Raw genomic sequence first — 19,769 nt, 5'->3', positions numbered from 1 at the left:
CGCCGCGACATCCGATGGATCAGGCACACCCGCCAGGCGCACACGCAGGCCATTGCCGAGGCAGACCTCCATCATCGACGACGTCACGGGTGTCATGCTGGCGGGCGCCACCCGGATCGGCACCAGCGAACGCGTAACCGGCACCGCGCAACCGGCTCCATCCCGATCCGTTCGCAATTGCCGACGCCAGTAGCCGAAGCTGGCCAACGACAACGCATGCCGCCGGCAATACGCCGACTGGCTCAGGCCACTGGATTGCCAGGCGGCCATATGGGCCGCCCATCGGGTACGCTTGCTGGGCATGACGGGGCTCCATCGAATTGAGGGTGCCCATCAAACCCCGCTGGCGACCGGGAAAACAGGTGTCGTCGGCAGACGCTTACGAACGAACCAACTTATGTACAGCCAGAACTCGAAAACAATAGTCGGACTTGCCGCGGTGCTGGTGCTTGTGTTTTTGATCTACCTGCCAGTTCGAAACGGAGGACTTGTCTGGGATGACTTTGCCATTTTCGTGCATCGCCCTTGGCTATACAGCACTGATGGATGGTCGCAGTTCCTATTCCATCAGTACTCGGAGTGGCGCTTCTATTTCCGACCACTGGTTGACATGCTTTTCATTGCCCAGGCGCGCGTATTTGATGGCGTCCCCGGCCCCATTCATTTGGTCAGCCTCGCGCTGCAGCTGATGAATGTAACGCTCGTCGTCCTCCTGGCTCGGCGCATCTATCTCCACCAGGGGCAAGACGGCATTCTGCTTCCACTGTTTGCCGGCGTGTTTTATGGGTTACACCCAATGCTTGTTGAAACAGTGGCGTGGATATCCTGCCAGTTTGATCAAGTACAGGTGCTCTTCGCACTGCTAGGGCTGCTTTTTTCACTTTCGATCCCAAACAGATGGATGAGAGCCGGCGTCGTTTCAACGTGTTTCCTCTTCAGCGCACTATCAAAGGAATCTGCCGTCCTTTACCCGGTCCTGGTGGTCCTGTTTGACTGGCTGCTCCGCAGTGATCGCAACCAGGCACTGTTGCGAAGGCTGACGAAGCTGGTGCGCGAGAACTGGCCGGTTTACGTTGGGTTGATCTTCACAGGAATCGCCTATCTGGTCCTGAGGACGGCTGTCATGGGGTCCCTTCTCGGAGCAGCTGCGCAAGACAACCAAATGACAACGGGTGAGCTAGCCGACGAAATCTCTTTCGTCTATCTCAGATACTGGATGGTCATCCTGGGGATCCCCGTAGAACTGAGTCCCGTGCACCCTGTAGAGACGATGGTTTTTGGACAAGACAATGGGGTGATGGCAGCAAGGCTTCTGGCATGCCTGGCGCTTTGTTGCTTCGGACTCCTCGCTTTTACCCGCCGCTTCGCATTTACCGGCGCAATTGTCATCGCTGCGACCGTCTACCTTTTCCCAGCATTGGGCTTCGTCGTAGGGCACTTTGATGGCAGTCTCTATCACGAGCGGTATGCGACCGGTGCAATAGCCGTCACCGCTGCGCTTATCCCTGGGGCGTTTGCCGAATGGCGGCCGTTTCTGGTCAAGGCAAATTTGCTTCGCAAGTTATTGCCGGCGCTGGCAGCTTTGTGGGTTGCGTGGGCGATCCTCAACGTTCGTGTAACGATTCCGCTTTGGTCCAACGATCTCATGCTGTGGCGCTGGGCGTCAGAAGTTCATCCGGATAGTGGAATGGTCAAGTCCAACCTCATTCATCAGTTGACCACTCAAGGTCATCACGTAGAAGCCGAGATCGAGGTGTCACGTGTGTTGGCAACTGGGATGGACTGCCCTAGATGCCTTGTCAACGGGATGTTTTTGGCTGTCAACCAAGGAAATGTTGGATTGGCCGACCAGTTAAACGCCCGCCTTCGTCCATACGCCGACCAACAAGATGATCGATTGCCTCATGCCTTATATCTGCTATACGACGGCTATCTTGATATGAGAGAAGGCGAAATCGACAGCGCAACCATGAAGATCCAGGCGGCGCTGCAGCAAGACCCGGATCTGTCGTTCGGCCAAGTCATCTTGACGGAGGCGCTAGTCCTGCTTGGGCGCACAGCAGAAGCTTCTGCTTCTGCAAAACAAGCAGAGTCGCTAATGACGTATCCGCCTACCAGAGCACGCGTGCGTGAAGTGCTCGAGAGGATTCTCAATGGCGAACGGATCTACAGCACCGCGATGGAAGAAGGCCCGGTCACAGTCCACCCTTAGAGCAATTAGGCCAATATGACAGCGTCATGTAACAGCCAGGCATAGCCGCAGTTACAGTCGGGTTGCGCCCAAGACAATCAGAGGCATACGCAAGATCCGCTTGGTTTCGCATTGCGTTTTCGATTCTTGGCGACGCTGCGAAGCAGCGTTGACATTCGCTATTGGCTGTCACCACTGTTCCGCTCCTTGCGAGCAAAAAGCCACCACGGGCGGTCTACCGCCTTGACGTTGAGAGCGTCAAAGTGATCTCCAAAGATCTGCTTTAACAGGTCGTCAGGAGCGCACACCAGATAGTAATCGTACGTTTCCCCACCGTGTGCTTTCCAATCGAATTCGAGCGGGTACCACAGCGCGTGATCCCGGACTCGGGCCTTATCCATGTCGCGGTATCGAACCAGGCTTGGGTGCGTAGTGGCGAAGCTCATGTCCGCGAGGCCCTTTTTCTCTGCCTGATACCAGGCAACGAAGTGCAGGAAGACAGGATTGGCGAATACGGTAACGCTGTTGCAAACCAAAAGGCCCGCCATTTTCTTTCCCGGCTCCGCACTTTCCATGACGTTTTCGAAACTATTGGACAATCTCGAAAACTCATTGAATCTCGAAACATTGAAGGCTATCCACGACCCAATCGCAAAGCTTGCAATCACCAAGGGAAACACCTTGGCCTTTCTCGGTGGATCCCATATCACCAGCCATAACGGCACCAGAAATACCGCCAAGCGGTGATGTAGAAAATAGGTGTTAAGGGCAACCGATGGGAACGCAACAAATATGGTCACACCGACTAGTAAGGGAGCCCAACGTTCAGGCCGCCTTGAAATTCGGCAACCAGACAGGTAGGGAAGAAGCGCCACGCATCCCAAGAGAAGAACGGAGAGCAAGTAGCCCTTCCCATCCATGCCCGCGACTTGGGCGAACAAGACTGTCATCCGCTCGGAGAGGGATCCCCACTCAATACCGGACGCCTGAACTGCAGATTCACTCTGAAGCAGGCGGAAGAGCCACACCAGGACTACCGGTAATACGATAAAAAATGGAGTCGTCAGAACCAAGAACCGACGAGGCCTTCTTATGTTCATCGCCAGCAGATACGCGACCGACACCGCCGAAGCAAAGCCGAACGCAACAACGTGACTGAAGAACAGGAAGGCCGCAAAAGCTGAAACGGCAAGTCCAAACCGCAGGGATGGTGAGCGTTCAAACCTGACAGTCAGAGCAATCAGCAGAATGGCTAGCGGAACTGCGACGATATAGGACAGGAATCCCCAGTACACAGCGAAGCTATAGCTCGCGGGTATCGCAAGCCACCGAAGACGCACATCTGCACCGAGAGAGCGCAACAGTAGCCCGGTCGCCATCGGCACGCCGGCAACAGCCAGCGAAACCAGCACCTTGAGTGCGATAACTACGGGAAGTATCGAGCTGAGGACGTATAAGAGCAGGTAACCGGTCAAATAGGGGGTAAACCAGTTGACCGTCAGGTTCTCAGCTAAGAATGGGTTTCCGGCAATCAGCTCTCTAAAACTCGCGACCTGAGCCGCATGCTGGGGAATATCGACCAGCGGCAGATAGTGCGGCAGCCAGATCGGTATTATCGAGGCGGCCACGAACAGGATGAACAGAAACCGCTCCCAGAATCCTGAATCTGGCCTACGCTGCAGCGCCATCCTTGTTGCCCCTATAGGTTTGAGCCGTGCGTTAAGCGGACTTGCTCGGGTGCGAGGGCTCCCGTCATGGCTACGATTTCGAGAGACCAAGGGATTAAAGGTGCGCGCCGCTCGATATTATGGCCCACCACAATGGCGGACGCGCCCCCGCGCTTCGTCTGAGCGATGCCTCTGCCGGGGTGTTTCGACAAGGCTGGGACGATGATCGACCGATCCGAACCCACCTAGGTATGCGCAACGGCGGACGTCCATTAGCGCCGGCAATCGAACGAACCTCGCGAAGGGTGGCTGGTACAAGGCCTGCCACCCGCGTGCGTAACGGTCGTTGTCTAAAACCCTCGCTGATCAACCAATGGTTGCCGCCAGCTTGAAGATCGGCAGGTACATCGCGACAACGATCGTGCCGACGATGCCACCGATGACCACCATGATCAGCGGCTCCAGTGCGGTACTCAGCGTGTCGACAGCGTTGTTGACCTCTTCCTCGTAGAACTCGGCCACTTTCACCATCATCGCGTCCAGCGCACCGGCTTCCTCGCCGATGGCCGCCATCTGCACCACCATGTGCGGGAACAGCCCCGACTGACGCAGGGCCAGGTTCAGCGGGTGACCGACGGACACGTCGCTCATGATCTGCTTGGTGGCATCGGAGTAGATGATATTGCCAGTCGCACCAGCAACGGATTCCAATGCTTCTACGAGCGGCACACCCGCCCTGAAGGTGATGGCAAGTGTGCGCGCGAATCGAGCCAAGGCCGCCTTGTGCATGATCGGGCCGACGATGGGGATTCGGAGTAACAGTCGATCAAGAGTTCGCGCAAAGTTTCGAGACCGCTTCTTTGCAAAGACTATTCCAGCCACCGCCGCGATAAATCCAAGGAGAAGCCAGATTCCATGAGACTGCATCCATTCCGAAGCATTGATCACCATCATGGTGAAGCCCGGAAGATCGGCACCGAAGGACTGGAACGCATCCTGGAACTGCGGGATCACGTAGATCAGCAGCATGGCGGTGATCAACATCGAGATGAAGATCACGATGGCCGGGTACATCAGGGCCTTCTTGATCTTGCCCTTGATGGACTCCATGCGTTCCTTGTAGTCGGCGATGGTCGCCAGCACGGTGTCGAGCACACCGGCGCTTTCGCCGGCCTTGACCAGGCTTACATACAGCTCGTCGAACTGGACCGGATGCTTGGCTAGCGCTTCATGCAGCGCAGAACCGCCCTCCACCTCGGTCTGGATATTGTCTACCAGCTTGCGGAACTTCGGATTCTTCTGGCCGGCCGACAGGATGTGCAGGCTCTGCACCAGCGGCACGCCGGAGGACATCATGGTGGCGATCTGTCGGGAGAAGAAAGCGATATCGCGCGCCTTGACAGGCTTGCCGGAACCGCCAAACAGCGCCTTCGGCTTCTTGCGGACGACGATGCCAGTCAGGCCCTGCTTGCGCAGATCCGCCCGGACCAGGGCCTCGCCCTTGCCTTCTATTTCGCCCTTGAGGACCTTGCCGCGCTTGTCCTTCCCCTGCCAGATGAAGGTCTGCAGCTTGAGGTCTTGCGCTCTTTGCGTTGCAACTGCCACGGGCCGTCCCCCTAAACAGACGCCATGAATCGGCGTATTACTACTGCAGGGCCAAGGATTTAGCAAGCGATCCGACAGCGTGACGGCAATCACGCATGGCTAAGTGCCGGATCGGTATGGGAGAATCGTTCGACTTGGGGCCGGGTCTACGGCCTTGGATTGCCGATCTGGGAGACGGGATGAAGCTGTCCATCATTTTGCCGGCCAAGAACGAGGCCGCCGGCCTGGCAAAAGTCCTGCCAAACCTCCGGCAGCTGTACCCTGAGGCAGAATTAATCGTGGTGGACGATGGCTCCACGGACGGTACCGGCGCCGTTGCCCATCAACATGGCGCCAAGGTCCTGGCCAGCCCCTACTCCATGGGCAACGGCGCCGCCATCAAGCGTGGCGCCCGCGCCGCCAGCGGCGAAGTCCTGGTATTCATGGACGCCGACGGGCAGCATGATCCGGCCAGCATCGCCACATTGCTGGGTCGCCTCGACCAGGGTTACGACATGGTCGTCGGTGCCCGCGACTGGTCCGGCCAGGCCGGCGTCAGCCGCGGACTGGCGAACACCCTCTACAACTGGCTGGCCAGCCGGATGACCGGCTTTCCGGTCAAGGATCTGACTTCCGGCTTCCGCGCCGTGCGCGCCGACAAGTTCCGCGAGTTCCTGCACCTGCTGCCGAACGGTTTCAGCTACCCGACCACCATCACCATGGCGTTCTTCCGCAGCGCCTATGCGGTCGCCTATGAACCCATTCCGGTCGCCAGGCGCCTGGGCAAGAGCCACATCAAGCCGCTGCGTGACGGCATCCGATTCCTGCTGATCATCTTCAAGATCGCCACGCTGTATTCCCCGCTGAAGCTGTTCGTGCCGGCCAGCCTGGCGTTCTTCGGCACCGGACTGGGCTACTACGTCTGGACCTACAGCACCATGGGCCGCTTCACGAACATGAGCATGCTGCTGTTCAGTGCGGCGGTGATCATCTTCCTGATCGGACTGATTTCCGAGCAGATCACTTCGCTGACTTATAACCGGTCTGCCGGAGTCCAGCGTCTCCCGGGCGATGACTGAAGAAAGCGGTTCATCGCCTTTCCGATGGTCGCCGTTGTTCGGTGCGGTGGCGCCTGCGCAGGGCTGGGTGCCACCGATCCGCTACTTGTTGCGTCGCCGGCGGGTCTTGCGCTTGTTGCGCCGAACCCCTCCAGGTGAACTGCTCGAAGTCGGATGCGGTAGCGGCGCCCTGCTGCACGACTTTGCGCAAGGCGGCCATCAGGTTACCGGCCTGGAAACCTCCGCTGCCGCCCGGGAGATGGCCATTTCCATTGCCCAAGTCGGCAAAGGCCGGCAGAACGTCGTCGCAGCGCCGGATGCGCAATGGACCGATCGATTCGACATCGTCTGCGCATTTGACGTTCTCGAACACATTGAAGACGACGGCCAAGCGCTGGACCAGTGGCTGTCCTGGCTCCGCCCAGGCGGGCAGCTCTGCCTCAGCGTTCCGGCGCATTCAAGCCGATGGGGTGCCGGCGATGAGTGGGCGGGCCACTACCGCCGATACGACCGCGAGTCGTTCAAGGCCCTGTTGATGGATCGAGGCCTTCTGATCCAGCATTTCGAATGCTACGGTTTCCCGCTCGCCAATATTACGGAAGCGATGGGCAACCGCACCTATCGTCGCCTGCTCGGCGAACGCGAGCGAACGCTCGCGAAGGAAGAAGCGTCCTCCTTGAGTGGTGTCGACCGCGCCGAATACATGCGTCTGTTCCAGAAGATGGATTCGTTTGCCGGCCGCAGTCTCTTGCGCGCTGCCATGGCTATCCAGGCGCTGACCAGTCGCACCAATCTGGGCAGCGGCTATCTGACTCTGGCACGTCGTCCGTGAAGCGGTTCCAGCGAATTGCCGGCTACCTTGTCGCTGCCGCGCTGGTGGGCTACTTCCTCTGGTTCGCGTCCAGCAATCTGGACATACGCGTACTGCACGAACTGCTCACCCCACCCGTAATCGGAACCCTGATCGTCGCGGCGCTGGCTTACGCTGCCATCATTCCGGTCACAGGATGGGCATGGGCACGGCTCCTCGCCGCGCAGGGTGAGTCGTGGCCCGTGTCATGGCTGACCGCGGTGCTGGCTGTCACGCAACTGGCGAAATACCTGCCTGGAAACATCGCCCAGCATGCCGGCAGGGCAGGCCTGGCCATGCGTGAAGGGATGGCAGGCAAGTCCGTTGCCATTACCGTGTTGCAGGAAACCGTGCTGGCCGTTGCAGCAAGCCTGATCGTCGGTGTGTCGATGCTTGCCGCGTCGGAACCCGGCCTCGCGCAGCTTCCCGATGGCGTGCGACCCGTCCTGGCCTGGGTCGTTCCGATTCTGCTGCTTTCCGTTCTTTTCCTCAGCACTGTCCATCTGTCGCCTGCTCGCCTGGCTACCAGTCCGACGAGGGCAATGCGCCTGCTGGGCAAGGCAGGCGGCCTGCCGGGCGCGCGCATCGCGTTGCCTGCGCTCGCCGCCTACGCATTCAATTACCTTCTGATCGGCTCGGGGCTTTGGCTCCTGGCCCGTTCCGCCGAACTGCCCGCCGCCCTGGATCTGCCGCTCATCACCGCCGCGTTCGCCCTGTCGTGGCTGCTTGGATTTTTGGCGCCGGGTGCGCCCGCAGGCCTTGGCGTTCGGGAAGGCATCCTGATCGTGCTGCTTGCAGGAGTGGGCAGTGACGGTGAACTACTGGCATTCGTTCTGCTCGCCAGAGCCACAACAATGCTGGGCGATGTAATCAACTTTTTATTGGGGTCGTTGTGGCTAAGCCTGACGCGGAGAATCGCGCGATGACGTACGAACTGGAGCCATCCGGAGAGCGGGTCATTGAAGACGCCTATTGGAACAGCCTGGGTGGATATGTCATCTACCTCATGCATATCGCCAGTTACCGGTTCGCCCGCGACTATTGCGCCGGAAAGCGCGTTCTCGACCTCGGCTGCGGCAGCGGCTACGGGGCGGCATCCCTCGCCGGGACGGCGGAGTCGATCGTCGCCGTTGATATCTCCCGTGAAGCCATCGAGTTCGCCTCCGAACGGTACCGCGCACCGAACCTGTCGTTCCGCCAGATCCATGCTGGCAGCGCCCTGCCCTTTGCCGACGAGACCTTCGATGTGGTGCTGTCGTTCCAGGTGATCGAACACGTCGCAGATGAAGCCGGCTACCTGCGCGAGGCGCGCCGGGTGCTGAAACCGGGCGGCCACATGATAATCGTCACGCCGGACCGCCGGCTACGCCTGCTGCCGTTCCAGAAGCCCTGGAATCGCTGGCACCTTCGCGAGTATTCCGCGGCCGCGCTGCGGCGTGTCGTGACGCCGTGGCTGCAGGTACGTTCGGTTCTGCGCATGGGCGCGCCCGACCACATCGCACAGGTGGAAACGCGACGATATCGCGTCGCCAAATGGCTGCTGCTACCCGTGACGCTGCCGTTTCTGCCGGAAAGTTTCCGGCGCTGGGCTCTGGATGCCGTTCACCGCATCCGGGGACAGGGCAAGGCCGTCAAGGCCGCAGACGCGACGGCCCCGATGGATTTCGACTTCGATGAAACAGCACTGATGATCGCGCCGGATGTACCCAATCCACTGAACCTGGTACTGGTGGCTCGAAAACCGGATTCAGGCGATGCCTGAGCCGCGCGGGTCGTCGGGCCTGCCTCCTTTGCGTTGCGCGGGCATCGGTGTTCATGGCAGTGGCTATCCGAATGCCGTCAACACCATCCGTCGCCTTCGTGCAGTCGGGGTCGACATTGACGATCGCGTCGACTGGTTGCCTGCGGGGTTCCAACTCTGGAAAGCGGCACGTGGCGGCGCGCTGTCAAAACTCAGGGTGTACTGGCGACTTCTCCATGGTGGCGCAAGGGCGGCGCTACGGGTGTGCAGGATCAATCGCCAGGATCCGCGGGTGACCTATGTCCCGTATCCGGCACCGTTCCTTTTGTGGTGGCTGTCCTGGGTTCCGCGACGTTGGCGTCCGACGCTTGTCGCTGATGCCTATATTTCGATCTGGGACTCCGCAGCGAGGGACCGCGCATTGATGGGGTCGGGCGGATTCGTCGGGCGCTTGCTGCGAATGTTCGAGGGGCGCGCGCTTCGAACCGCGAACGCCGTTCTCGTTGACACCGTCGAGAACCGCAGGTGGATGATCGCCGAATTCCGCCTGGATGCCGACGCTGTTTTCGCGATACCCCTTGCAATCGAAGACACCCCGCTGCTGGATGTGCCGCCGCGCAGGGTCAACGGCGCACTCCGCGTCCTTTACATCGGAACCTTCGTGCCGCTGCATGGCATCGACGTTCTCGTCGCGGCGGTCAGGACCGTTGCCCCGGCGGCCGGGATCCACTTCCACTTCATCGGCGACGGGCAGGACGCGGACAAGGTCGAGACGCTTCTGACAATCGGCGATGTCAGGATCACCTGGGAGCGGGGTTGGATCGACCATCGACGCATCGTCGAACAACTGGCCGGGTGTGACGTCTGTCTTGGTGTGTTCGGTGGGCCGAACAAGGCGGCGCGCGTACTCCCTTTCAAGCTGTATCTGGCGCTCGCTGCCGGACGCGCTGTCGTCACCCAGGACCAGTATTCCCTTCCCGAGGGCGTGCCGGCGCCGCCGTTTTCGACCTGCGCGCCTGACCCCCAGCTCATAGCGGAACACCTTACCGCCCTGGCCCAGGATGCGGATCTCGTCAAGAGGTCAGGCGAAGCCGGCCGCGGCTATTACCTGCAGTGGCTCGGTGCCGAGCCTTTCCTTCGCAGGTGGCGGGAAGTCCTGGCGACACTGCCCGCAGAACGCCCATCCTCTGACGGCGCATAGGCGAAGCAGATTGTCCTTGCCCCGGATGCGCAGCCGCAATCATGATGCGCATAGGGGAATATCGAAGGAACACCCATGACCGACGGGAAACACGTGCAGCGGCACTTACTGCTGGCCATCTTCGTCCTGTCCGGCTTCGCCGGTCTGATCTACCAGTCGGTCTGGTCGCATTACCTCGGCCTGTTCTTGGGCCATGCCGCCTATGCGCAGGCGCTGGTGCTTGCGCTGTTCATGGGCGGCATGGCGATCGGTGCGGCCTGGATTGCCAAAGTCGGTACCGGCTGGCGGAACCTGCTGCGCGGCTATGCCATCGTCGAGCTGGTGATCGGCGTTCTGGGCATCGGCTTCCATACGGTGTTCACCCATACAGTCGGCCTGGGCTACGACGTCCTGATTCCGCTTGCCGGCTCGGCAGCGATGGCTTCCGTGATCAAGTGGCTCGTCGCCGCCTTGTTGATCCTGCCGCAGACGATCCTGCTGGGCATGACTTTTCCGCTGATGAGTGGCGGATTGATCCGCCGCTTCCCGGGCCAGGAAGGGGGATTGCTGGGCGGCCTGTACTTTACCAACAGCATCGGCGCGGCCATCGGCGCGCTGGCCAGCGTCTTCGTCCTGATCCCGGCGGTGGGCCTTCCGGGTACGTCGATCAGCGCCGGCCTGCTCAACCTGCTGGTCGCGGCCCTTGCCTGGTGGCTGGCGCGAGCCCCGGAAACCGCGCCGGCGCCGGTGTCGCATCAGGCGGCAGCCGACCCGGGTTCCCTGCGCATGCTGCGCCTGGTGCTGTTCGCAACCGCCATTTCTGGCGCCGCATCGTTCGTTTATGAAATTGTCTGGATCCGGATGCTGGGCCTGGCTGTCGGCAGCACGCAGCATGCCTTCGAGCTGATGCTGGCCTCGTTCATTGCCGGCATTGCACTGGGTGGTCTGTGGATCCGCAAGCGCGCGGATCGCTCGCCATTGCCGTTGCGCCTCGCCGGCTGGATGCAGATTGCGATGGGACTGGCCGCCCTTGCCTCACTGGTGCTTTACGCGAATGCCTTCGAGTGGGTCGGTTGGCTGCTGGGTGCGCTTTCACCCAGTGAAGGCGGCTACGCGCTGTTCAACCTGGGCACGGGCGCAATCGCCATTGCCATCATGCTGCCTGCCGCCTTCTTCGCCGGTACGACACTGCCGCTGTTCACGGTGGTGCTGTTGCGCGCGGGCTTCGGCGAGCGCTCCATCGGCCGGGTTTACGCCTGGAACACCATGGGCTCGATTGTCGGCGTGGTCGCCGCGATCCATCTGCTCATTCCGATGCTCGGCCTGAAACTGGCGCTTTGCGTGGGTGCACTGGTCGACATGGGCATCGGCCTGGTACTGCTGCGGCACTGTGTTGATACGCGACCGGCGCTGATGCGCCTCGCGGCGGCGGCAGCGGTGGTGTTCCTCGCCCTCGGAGTGGCCATCACGCAGGTCCAGTTCGATCCGATGCGTCTGGCGTCCGGCGTGTTCCGTCACGGCAAGTCCGAACTCGATCCGTCCAACCGGGTGGTGTTCTATCGGGATGGCAAAACGGCCAGCGTGTCGGTGATCGCCACGCCCGATGGCCGCGCCGGCATCGCCACGAACGGCAAGATCGATGCGGGGTTGACGCTTTCACCTGACCAGGCGCCGCCCAGTGACGAGCTGACCATGATTCTTGCCGCGGCGTTGCCACTGGCCATGCATCCTGCGCCCGAACAGATCGGCATCATCGGATTCGGATCCGGCCTCACCACGCACACAAGTCTTGGTGATCCGCGTGTCCAGCGCGTGGAAACCGTGGAGATCGAGGAAGCGATGGTGCAGGGCGCATCGCTGTTCATGCCGCGCGTTCATCGTGCCTACGGCGACCCACGGTCGGCCATCGTGATCGATGACGCCAAGGCCTGGTTCGCCAGCCGAGGGCGGCAATACGACATCATCATTTCGGAGCCATCCAACCCTTGGGTCAGTGGTGTCGGCGCACTGTTCTCAACGGAATTCTATGAGTTCATACCGCAGCAATTGAAGGCCGACGGCTTGTTCGTCCAGTGGGTTCAGCTTTATGAGGTCGATGATCGTCTGGTGAGTTCCGTGCTCAACGCCCTGACGCCGGCATTTGGCGATTACGCGGCCTGGCTGAGCAATGGAGTTGATCTCATCATCATCGCGACGCCCGGGCCCGCATTGCCGTCGATCGACTACGAGCGCGTCCTACAGGGCGTACTGGGTTCGGAGCTGGCCTATCTGGGCATTACCCGGCCGGAGCAACTGGCCTATCGAAAAGTCGCGGACGCGCGTCTGTTGCGGGCGATGGGCCAGTTGTATGGTGCGCCTGCAAATTCGGACTATTACCCGCTGCTGAGCCTGGAAGCCCCGCGCACGCGCTTCATGCGACGTGCTGCGGGTGGGTTTACCGGTCTTCCCGTTCTCAGGCAGCCTGTCCTGGAACTGCTCGGAATCCGACAGTCGCTGCCGCTGGATGTTGATTTGCCACTTCCGGACCTGTTCGTGGCCGATCAGCGCGCGGTCCGGGCGCGGCATCACGCACAGGTACTGAAGGGCCATGCAGCGGGCGCGGCGTTGACACCGGATGACCGCGCTCGCCTCGGGCAATTCCTGACGCTGGTCGCCGAATGTCCCATCGACGGCATGGCGTTGTCCGATCTGGAGGCCCGCCTGGTCGAGATCGCGGAAGCGATGATTCCGCACCTTCCGCCGGCACCCCTTGCAGAACTGTGGAGCCAGTCCGACATTTCGACCTGTCGCGCACACAGCCCGCAATTCGACCTTGCGATGGCGGTTGTCGAAAGCACGTCCGCGCGGGATCCATTGGCAATGCGCCAGGCCGGCGAGGCGTGGCTCTCCCAGCGCAACAACGGCAGCGACCTTGAAACATCATCTGCCATGGACGAGACCGCGCTGATCGGCGCGATGTCGGCGGCAGCAGCGACAGCTGACTGGACAGGCCTGTGCACACTTGAAGCGCGCTTCGGTGCCCAGGTGCCGCCCTCCAGCTACCAGCCCAGCGTGCGCGCCCTGTTGCGCGCACTCGCTGGCAGCGGGCCCGCCGACCCGATGGGCGCTGCAGCGCCGGGACGGGACGGCTGCAGCACCTTCGCGCTAAGTCCCTGAGAGGAAACGTCGTCTCAGGGATTCAAAGAACAGGCGCCCGTGCCGGCACCGCACGTCGAGGTTTTCAACAATGCGGCGGTCCCGCGGGATTGTGGCGTAAACAGGACCTGGGTATTGGCATTCCAGTCGGGCGGCGTCAACCGCGCCGGCGGCCCCGATGCGCAGGCTGACCCGACAAACACCGTGCTGTCCCGCCCGTCGGCCATGTCGGCGGCAGCGGTGTGCATGAATGCGTTGGCTTCACCCAGACAGGCGGCGTTGGCAGAGCGCTGCAGGTAATCGCGGTAGGCAGGCAGAGCAATTGCGGCCAGCAATGCGATGATCGCCACCACGATCATCAATTCGATCAACGTGAATCCCGTGATCCGTCTTTTCATGGAAACTCTCCCGTTATCCCCTGCGCATTGCTCTGCAAGTATTAGGCCATTCGGCAGGCGTCCAGGTGATCGCCATCACAGTCCGCGCGAGCCGGGTGTGGAATCCATGCGGTTGGCCTTCTCCAATGCGCGCGCCCAATCGTCGCGGCCGACCGCACGAAACTCGTTTCGCAGATTCACGACACTTCTGTCGCCAGTCGGCAACATTTCTGCGCCGCGGACGAAATAGGGCAGCGCTGCGTCGGGTTGGGATGTCGACAGGTACAGGAACGCACCGATGCGCAAGTATTCGGCGGGCTGCAATTGGGCGCGCCGCACGATGACGTCCAGCACACGCATGACCTGCGCTTCTTCCAGTCCGATTTCGGCCCGGACATTCGCGAAGGTTGTCCAGAGGATGTTCTTGTTCGCGGGCAGCATGGGGACCTCTTCCAGACGCTGGAGCAGGCGCTGCCAGTCTTCCGGCGTGACGGTGCCCTGGATTGTCTTGTAGATCACAATGTTGGAATAGGCCGAGGCCGACCCTGTCCGCTGCGCACAGTCCTCTACGGCCTCGATGGCCCGATCCAGATAGGGGCTGCCGCGACTGTTCTTGCGTCCGGCAAGGTCGAAATAGACGCCCCCCAGGGTCAGGCAGGCACGGGGAGAATCCGGTGCGATGTCGACGTTGTGTTCGGCGAACCGGGCCGCATCTCCCCAGAGATGTGCGCGCGCGCCGCCTGCCACGGTCACCAGCAGCAGCAAAGCGCCCGCCCCGACCGCGCTCCAACGTTGGGGCGCCTGCCAGCGTTGGCAGGCGAGCCAGAACAGGTCGACCAGTGCCAGCACCGCCCCGACCAGCGGGAGGTGATTACGATGTTCGAACACCAGTTCCAGGGCGATCACGTTGCTGGTCAACACATGCCCGGCAAAGAAGAACAGCACGCCGCAGGCGAAGACCGGCCTGCGCCGGCGCCAGAGCCAGGCCCAGACCAGCACGGCAGTCAAAGCGAGCAGCGCCAGCAAGGTGGTAACGGGCTGCAGCAGGCCCCGCGACACCTCGAAATCGTCGTAGTTGAAGGGCATCAGGCTGGGCAAGGGCAGCAGGACCTGTCCCAGGTGCATCACCAGCACCCGTGCTTGCGTCAGCAGCCGCTCCATGCTGTTGAAATCACGGCCCGGATAGGCCTCGCTGCTCCAGTAGTGCGGCAAGGCCCAGAACAGGAACACGGCAACCCCGACGAGCGCGGCGGCAAGCCAGCTCCTGCGCAATCCCCGCTCACGTTCGGGACGGGAGACCCGGAAGCGCAGCACGGTCAGTTCAAGCACCAGCGCGTAGACGGGAAGCAGGATCGCGTCTTCCTTGCTTGCCAGTGCCAGCACCCAGCTCACCAGCGCCAGCACGCCATAGCGCCAGCCCGGGCGATCTTCCATCTCCGCCCGACGCAGACCGAGATACGCCCACAGCGCGAGCACGAGGAACAGGGCGGCCATCGTCTGCATCCGCTGCACCACGTACAGCACACTGGACACCTGCAAGGGATGGACCGCCCAGACCAGCGCCACCGCGAGCGCTGCCAGCGCCGCCCGCTGTGCGGGCCAGTCGGCCAGCCGCAGCAGCCGGCGGACGAACAGTGCAAGCAGCAGCGTCGTCAAGGCATGGATGAACAGGTTCGTCATCTTGTAGGTGCGCGCGTCCAGGCTGCCGTGACGCCAGTAATCCAGGCCGAACGTCAGCATGGGCAATGGCCGCGTCCCTTTGCCCGCATAGAAACTCGCGGCGGCATCGAGCAGGGAGTCGCGATCCAGCGACTCCATATGGACGCCCGCGTTTTCGACAATGGTGTGCGCGTCGTCAAGCACAAAGGGGCCGCCCAGTCCCAGGCTGAATACCCCGGCGCCAAGAAGGGCGACGATGGTCGCCAGCAAGAGGAATCGTCTGTGCGTGATGTTCATGATCATCCGGCTTGTTTGAGTTCGATTTCCTGGCACATCCAGAACGGCAGGAGGCGGCTCAGCGCCCGTCACCGGTCGCTGGCGCAGGCACGAGGTCCCGGGGCGCCGCATCCGCGCTTTCGATCACGCCAGCGAGATCGGGGCGTCCCTTGGCGGTCAGCTCCGCCATCAGCTGCCGGACATAGGGATCCCCCGGCGGCACGCGCTGGAGCGCTTTGACAAAATAGGGCACGGCCAGATCGGGTTCCTGCAGGACACGCAGGATCGCCTCCCCGATCGACACCAGCGTGTGAGGTTGTAGTGTCACGCGCCGGTCCAGCGTCGCCAGCGCGGTCAGAACGCGCGCCTTGTCCAGACCGACACCTTGACCGGCATAGTGCGTCAGGATCAGCGGCGCACGGATGTTGTCCCAGCTCATCCGGACCGTGGCCAGCCGCTGCTGGAAACGATCCCAGTCCCGGGCCTCGATGTCGCCACGAAGCGTTTTCAACACGACCAGAAGGGCCAGGCAGTTCAGCGTCTCCGGATTCGAATCGGCCCCGGCCGTGCAGGCGGTGATCGCCTCGTCCAATCGGGTGTTGTCCCTCGATATCGGACCACCCGCCAGGAGTTGCGCGTTGCACAGTTCGATCCATGCCCGGGGCGATCGCGGCGCCGCGGCGGTACTGGCCTGTGCCAGTGTCTCATTGCTGCGCCAGGCATGCGCACGCTGCACGGTCGCTGCCGCCAGCGCGGCCAGTACGAGCAGGCCGAGCAAGGCCTGCAGCGCGGGCCGTGGGCGCGCATAGGGGCATTGCATCGCGACGCTGCCGACTGCCAGCATCGCCCCGACCAGCGCGAAATGGTTGCGATGCTCGTAGGCCAGTTCCAGTCCGATGACATTGCTGGCGACGAAGTGCGCAGCGAAGAACAGGAACAGGCCCAGTGCCAGCAGCGGACGGACATGGCTTTGCGACCAGGCAAGGACGAGCAGCGCCGCCACGCCGACGAGCGCCGGCAGCGTCGACCACGGCTGAAAAAGGCCGCGCGACGGTTCGAGCCAGTCGTAATGGAACGGCATGTGCGAGGGCAGTGGAAACAGGATCTGCCACAGGTACAACCAGAGGACGCGCCCCTGTGTCAGCAGACGCTCAAGGGTCGAGAAGTCCCGTCCGGGGTAGGCGTCCCAATGCCAGTGGGCGGGAATGACCCACAGGAGAAAGACCGCTGTTCCAGTAAGTGCCGCAATAAGGTATCCCCGGCGCAGTACGGCCTGCAGCCGCGAATCCATGGCGGCAAAACGCAACACGGTCAGTTCCAGCGCCAGCGTATAGGCCGGCAGCAGGATCGAGTCCTCCTTGCAGCCCATGGCCAATGCCCAGAGCAACACCGCGCATAGAAGTCCGGTCCGTCCCGAACGGCCCTCGATCTGCGCATGGCGTGCCTGGAGGTAGGCCACCAGCGCAAGCAGCAGGAACAGCGTGCCCATGGTCTGGAGTCGCTGGACGGCGTAAAGCACCGCCGACACCTGAAGCGGATGGACGGCCCATGCGAAGGCCAGGCCCAGGGCCCACCAGCCCCCTGGAACGGACCGAACACCTGCGAGCTGGAAGACGCGCCTGAAGAACCAGGCCAGGACCAACACGGAGAGCACATGGATCACGATGTTGGTGGTCTTGAAGGCGGCGGGATCGGCACCGCCGGCCCGCCAGTAATCCAACGCAAAGGTGAGCGTCGGCAGCGAGCGCAGACTTCCAGACACCTGCGGCGTCGCGAGCACCTCGGTGACCGCCGCCATGTTCAGCTCGGTCAAATGGATGGAGGTGTTGTTGACAATGTTGGGAATATCGTCGAAGACGAATTCACCCGGCAGCCCTGCCGTGAAAGGCAGCCCTGCCAGCAGCGCAATCAGGACACTGAAGACCGCAAAGGAACGCACGGCAGTCCGGCTATTGGAATCGGCGCCGGCAGGTTGGGACTTCACGGAATGCGACCTCGCCCATTCATTCGAAAAAGTCTTGCGATGGCTTCGGCGTGAGGGTGCCGCCCGCAAACTGTCCCCATAAACACGAAAAGCGCCTTTCGGCGCTTTTCGCTAAGCCAACGGCGAACAGGAATTCGCCGTGCTGGAGCCAGCCCGATTACGGCGCCAGGCTGCAGGTGCCGCTGCCGGCGTCACAGGTGGAGTTCTTCAGCAGTGCAGTCGTACCGCGGCTCTGCGGAACGAAGGTCTTGATGGTGCCAGCCTGGAAATTGGCGATGCTCACGGCGCTGTCGATGGACACGCAGGCGACCGGACGATAAAGGGTCGGCGAGCGGTTGTCGGCGGCGTCGGCGACGGCGGTGTTCATGTAGGCCTTGGCTTCCGACAGGCAGGCGCCGTTGGCCGAGCGCTGCAGGTAGTCACGGTAGGCCGGCAGGGCGATGGCGGCCAGGATGGCGATGATGGCGACCACGATCATCAGTTCGATGAGGGTGAAGCCGCTGTTGCGACGGATGTTCTGCATGACAATCTCCCGGTGAGATAGTTGGTTGTTTGTTTGAACGTTCCGATGCGGGTGGTTTCCACGTCGCGCCGGCGGAAGGACTTGAGCAACACCCGTGCCAATCGCGATTCTGCGCATTCGGTAATCAATCCTCACGGACGTTCTCGTTGAAGTGTGACAACCGTCCGTCTAAATGGCTGATCGGCAAGACAGTTTCGTGACAGTTGTTACAGAGGCGCTAACGATTCAGGACAGAAACTGACGCTGAGCGTCACATACTGGCGACTCCCGGCCTTTCGATGTCGCAGGTCACATTACGACCCTGCGTGATGCCAACAATCGTCTGGACGGAAGTCAGCCCATCGTCGTTTGGCTGAGAGCGGCCGGGCTTGCCATGGTGGACCTGGCTGGCCAGGGACCCCATCACCACCGCGGCCGTTGGTGGGCGGCGGGTGGGCATCGGGTTGTCACGACGACCCAATCCGGTTGCCAGGGAGCGGCCGTAGACGCCCCTGGCGCGTGCTGTCGCTGGGACTGCCCACGCTGTCGCGCCTCCTTGGAAAGGACAGTGGGTCGACACGGGAGGGATGCCATGGCCTTGCAGGATGTCGAAACCTCGTGGGGACAGTGGCGGCGTGTCTTCGGCACGCCGAGGAGCGCGCAGCGCAGGCAGCTGGAGGCGATGCTGGAGCGCAAGCCGGTGCTGCTGTACTGGGGCGATTCCTGGTTCACCACGCCGCTGTACATGAACCTGGCGCTGCAGAGCATGCGTCGCATCGACGGCCTGGCGATGCTGGCGGGCAAGCCGGGCGCGCTGGCGGCGCAGCTGTTCGACAAGCGCTCCGTGGCGCGGACGCTGGGCTGGCTGAAGACCTATCCCTTCGACGTGCTCTGCGTCAGTGCCGGCGGCAACGATGGCCTTTCCGAACGGCTGGCGAAGATTTTCCCGAAGAAGGACGCCGGGCGGATGAGCGCCGAGGAGGCCTTCGACCGCGTGGTCGACGCCGGCCTGTTCGGGACGATCGCCGCGCATTACCACCGGCTGCTGGACGCGCTGGAGCCGCTGCATCGCAAGCGCCCGGCCTTCCGCGTCGTCGGCCACGGCTATGCGCTGGTGCAGCGCATCGGCGCGAAAGCGAAACTGACGACGAGGAACATCGGCCTGGTGGCCACGTTCAAGCGCGACACCGGCCCATGGCTGTGGCCACCGATGAAGCCGGTGCTGGGCGCGATGGACGAGGCGCGACGCTTCGCCCACCTGCTGATGCGCGAGGGCTTCCGCGACCTGGTGCTGGCCGGGCTTGCGCATGACTACAAGGGTTTCTTCAACTACGCCGATTTCACGGATGAGCCATCCGCCGCCACCGACGCGTTCTGGAACGACGAGATCCATCCCACCGAGCAGGGATTTGAGGCGATCGCACCGGCCCTGAACGCGGAGATCCGCAAGGCGTTGCCGGCAGCCAAGCGCGCCGCCGTCAGCTGACCTGCACCGGCGCACGCCGCCTCTGCGATGCGGTCGACGGCGGCGCATCGCCGGATGCCTGTAGGCTCACCGTCGCATC

Annotated in this window: 16 protein-coding genes; 8 read left to right on the top strand and 8 right to left on the bottom strand. The window is 62.1% G+C overall.

Annotated elements, in window-relative coordinates; all coding sequences use genetic code 11:
- The coding region (gene tnpA, locus EDC25_RS14885) for an IS66 family insertion sequence element accessory protein TnpA (RefSeq protein ID WP_132577249.1) at positions 1 to 303 on the bottom strand (303 nt) is incomplete at its 3' end.
- Between the two features lie 94 nt (positions 304 to 397).
- Here tnpA and EDC25_RS03865 point away from each other — a divergent pair.
- Complete coding sequence (locus EDC25_RS03865) at positions 398 to 2,212, top strand: hypothetical protein (RefSeq protein ID WP_132577248.1); 1,815 nt, start codon at positions 398 to 400, stop codon at positions 2,210 to 2,212.
- 158 nt (positions 2,213 to 2,370) lie between these two features.
- Here EDC25_RS03865 and EDC25_RS03860 read toward each other — a convergent pair whose 3' ends face one another.
- Positions 2,371 to 3,879 carry a hypothetical protein gene (locus tag EDC25_RS03860; RefSeq protein WP_123522457.1) on the bottom strand — a complete coding sequence of 503 codons (1,509 nt, stop codon included), beginning with the start codon at positions 3,877 to 3,879 and terminating at the stop codon, positions 2,371 to 2,373.
- Positions 3,880 to 4,224: 345 nt separating this feature from the next.
- Positions 4,225 to 5,463: a type II secretion system F family protein gene (locus EDC25_RS03855; RefSeq protein WP_243695097.1), complete on the bottom strand. Its 1,239-nt coding sequence runs from the start codon at positions 5,461 to 5,463 to the stop codon at positions 4,225 to 4,227.
- A gap of 179 nt (positions 5,464 to 5,642) precedes the next feature.
- Between EDC25_RS03855 and EDC25_RS03850 the strand changes: the two genes are divergently transcribed.
- From EDC25_RS03850 to EDC25_RS03830, 5 genes are read left to right on the top strand one after another with little or no spacing between them, the layout of a single operon-like run.
- Positions 5,643 to 6,521, top strand: a complete 879-nt coding sequence (locus EDC25_RS03850; RefSeq protein ID WP_123522456.1) for a glycosyltransferase family 2 protein — start codon at positions 5,643 to 5,645, stop codon at positions 6,519 to 6,521.
- Positions 6,514 to 7,332 (top strand): class I SAM-dependent methyltransferase, encoded by an 819-nt coding sequence (locus EDC25_RS03845; protein WP_123522455.1) that lies wholly within the window; start codon positions 6,514 to 6,516, stop codon positions 7,330 to 7,332. Before EDC25_RS03850 ends, EDC25_RS03845 begins: the two co-directional genes overlap by 8 nt.
- Positions 7,329 to 8,276 (top strand): lysylphosphatidylglycerol synthase domain-containing protein, encoded by a 948-nt coding sequence (locus tag EDC25_RS03840; protein ID WP_164484082.1) that lies wholly within the window; start codon positions 7,329 to 7,331, stop codon positions 8,274 to 8,276. Before EDC25_RS03845 ends, EDC25_RS03840 begins: the two co-directional genes overlap by 4 nt.
- Complete coding sequence (locus EDC25_RS03835; protein ID WP_123522453.1) at positions 8,273 to 9,112, top strand: class I SAM-dependent methyltransferase; 840 nt, start codon at positions 8,273 to 8,275, stop codon at positions 9,110 to 9,112. The genes EDC25_RS03840 and EDC25_RS03835 overlap by 4 nt, the downstream gene beginning before the upstream one ends.
- The gene (locus EDC25_RS03830) at positions 9,105 to 10,292 is read left to right on the top strand and encodes a glycosyltransferase (protein ID WP_123522452.1); all 1,188 of its coding nucleotides are present in this window, start codon (positions 9,105 to 9,107) and stop codon (positions 10,290 to 10,292) included. The genes EDC25_RS03835 and EDC25_RS03830 overlap by 8 nt, the downstream gene beginning before the upstream one ends.
- 105 nt (positions 10,293 to 10,397) lie before the next feature.
- On the opposite strand, the gene EDC25_RS14880 is transcribed toward EDC25_RS03830, so the two are convergent.
- Positions 10,398 to 11,027 (bottom strand): hypothetical protein, encoded by a 630-nt coding sequence (locus EDC25_RS14880; RefSeq protein ID WP_207905699.1) that lies wholly within the window; start codon positions 11,025 to 11,027, stop codon positions 10,398 to 10,400.
- Positions 11,028 to 11,057: 30 nt separating this feature from the next.
- On the opposite strand from EDC25_RS14880, the gene EDC25_RS03825 reads away from it, so the two are divergent.
- Positions 11,058 to 13,427: a spermidine synthase gene (locus EDC25_RS03825; RefSeq protein WP_207905698.1), complete on the top strand. Its 2,370-nt coding sequence runs from the start codon at positions 11,058 to 11,060 to the stop codon at positions 13,425 to 13,427.
- Between the two features lie 14 nt (positions 13,428 to 13,441).
- On the opposite strand, the gene EDC25_RS15125 is transcribed toward EDC25_RS03825, so the two are convergent.
- The 4 genes from EDC25_RS15125 to EDC25_RS15095 all read right to left on the bottom strand — a co-directional run bounded on the left by EDC25_RS15125 (position 13,442) and on the right by EDC25_RS15095 (position 18,225).
- Complete coding sequence (locus EDC25_RS15125) at positions 13,442 to 13,804, bottom strand: prepilin-type N-terminal cleavage/methylation domain-containing protein (RefSeq protein ID WP_123522450.1); 363 nt, start codon at positions 13,802 to 13,804, stop codon at positions 13,442 to 13,444.
- 75 nt (positions 13,805 to 13,879) lie between these two features.
- A complete protein-coding gene (locus EDC25_RS03815) occupies positions 13,880 to 15,745 on the bottom strand; it encodes a glycosyltransferase family protein (protein ID WP_123522449.1) in 1,866 nt (621 codons plus the stop codon).
- Between the two features lie 52 nt (positions 15,746 to 15,797).
- A complete protein-coding gene (locus tag EDC25_RS03810; RefSeq protein ID WP_132577247.1) occupies positions 15,798 to 17,657 on the bottom strand; it encodes a hypothetical protein in 1,860 nt (619 codons plus the stop codon).
- Positions 17,658 to 17,859: 202 nt separating this feature from the next.
- Positions 17,860 to 18,225, bottom strand: a complete 366-nt coding sequence (locus EDC25_RS15095; RefSeq protein ID WP_123522446.1) for a prepilin-type N-terminal cleavage/methylation domain-containing protein — start codon at positions 18,223 to 18,225, stop codon at positions 17,860 to 17,862.
- Between the two features lie 571 nt (positions 18,226 to 18,796).
- On the opposite strand from EDC25_RS15095, the gene EDC25_RS03800 reads away from it, so the two are divergent.
- Complete coding sequence (locus EDC25_RS03800; RefSeq protein ID WP_123522445.1) at positions 18,797 to 19,690, top strand: hypothetical protein; 894 nt, start codon at positions 18,797 to 18,799, stop codon at positions 19,688 to 19,690.
- The last annotated feature ends 79 nt before the right edge of the window (positions 19,691 to 19,769 follow it).

The organism is Pseudofulvimonas gallinarii, assembly GCF_004343305.1.
Classification (GTDB): domain Bacteria; phylum Pseudomonadota; class Gammaproteobacteria; order Xanthomonadales; family UBA2363; genus Pseudofulvimonas; species Pseudofulvimonas gallinarii.
Note: the sequence above shows the minus strand (reverse complement) of the source record. Positions and strands in the feature narration are given on the sequence as shown.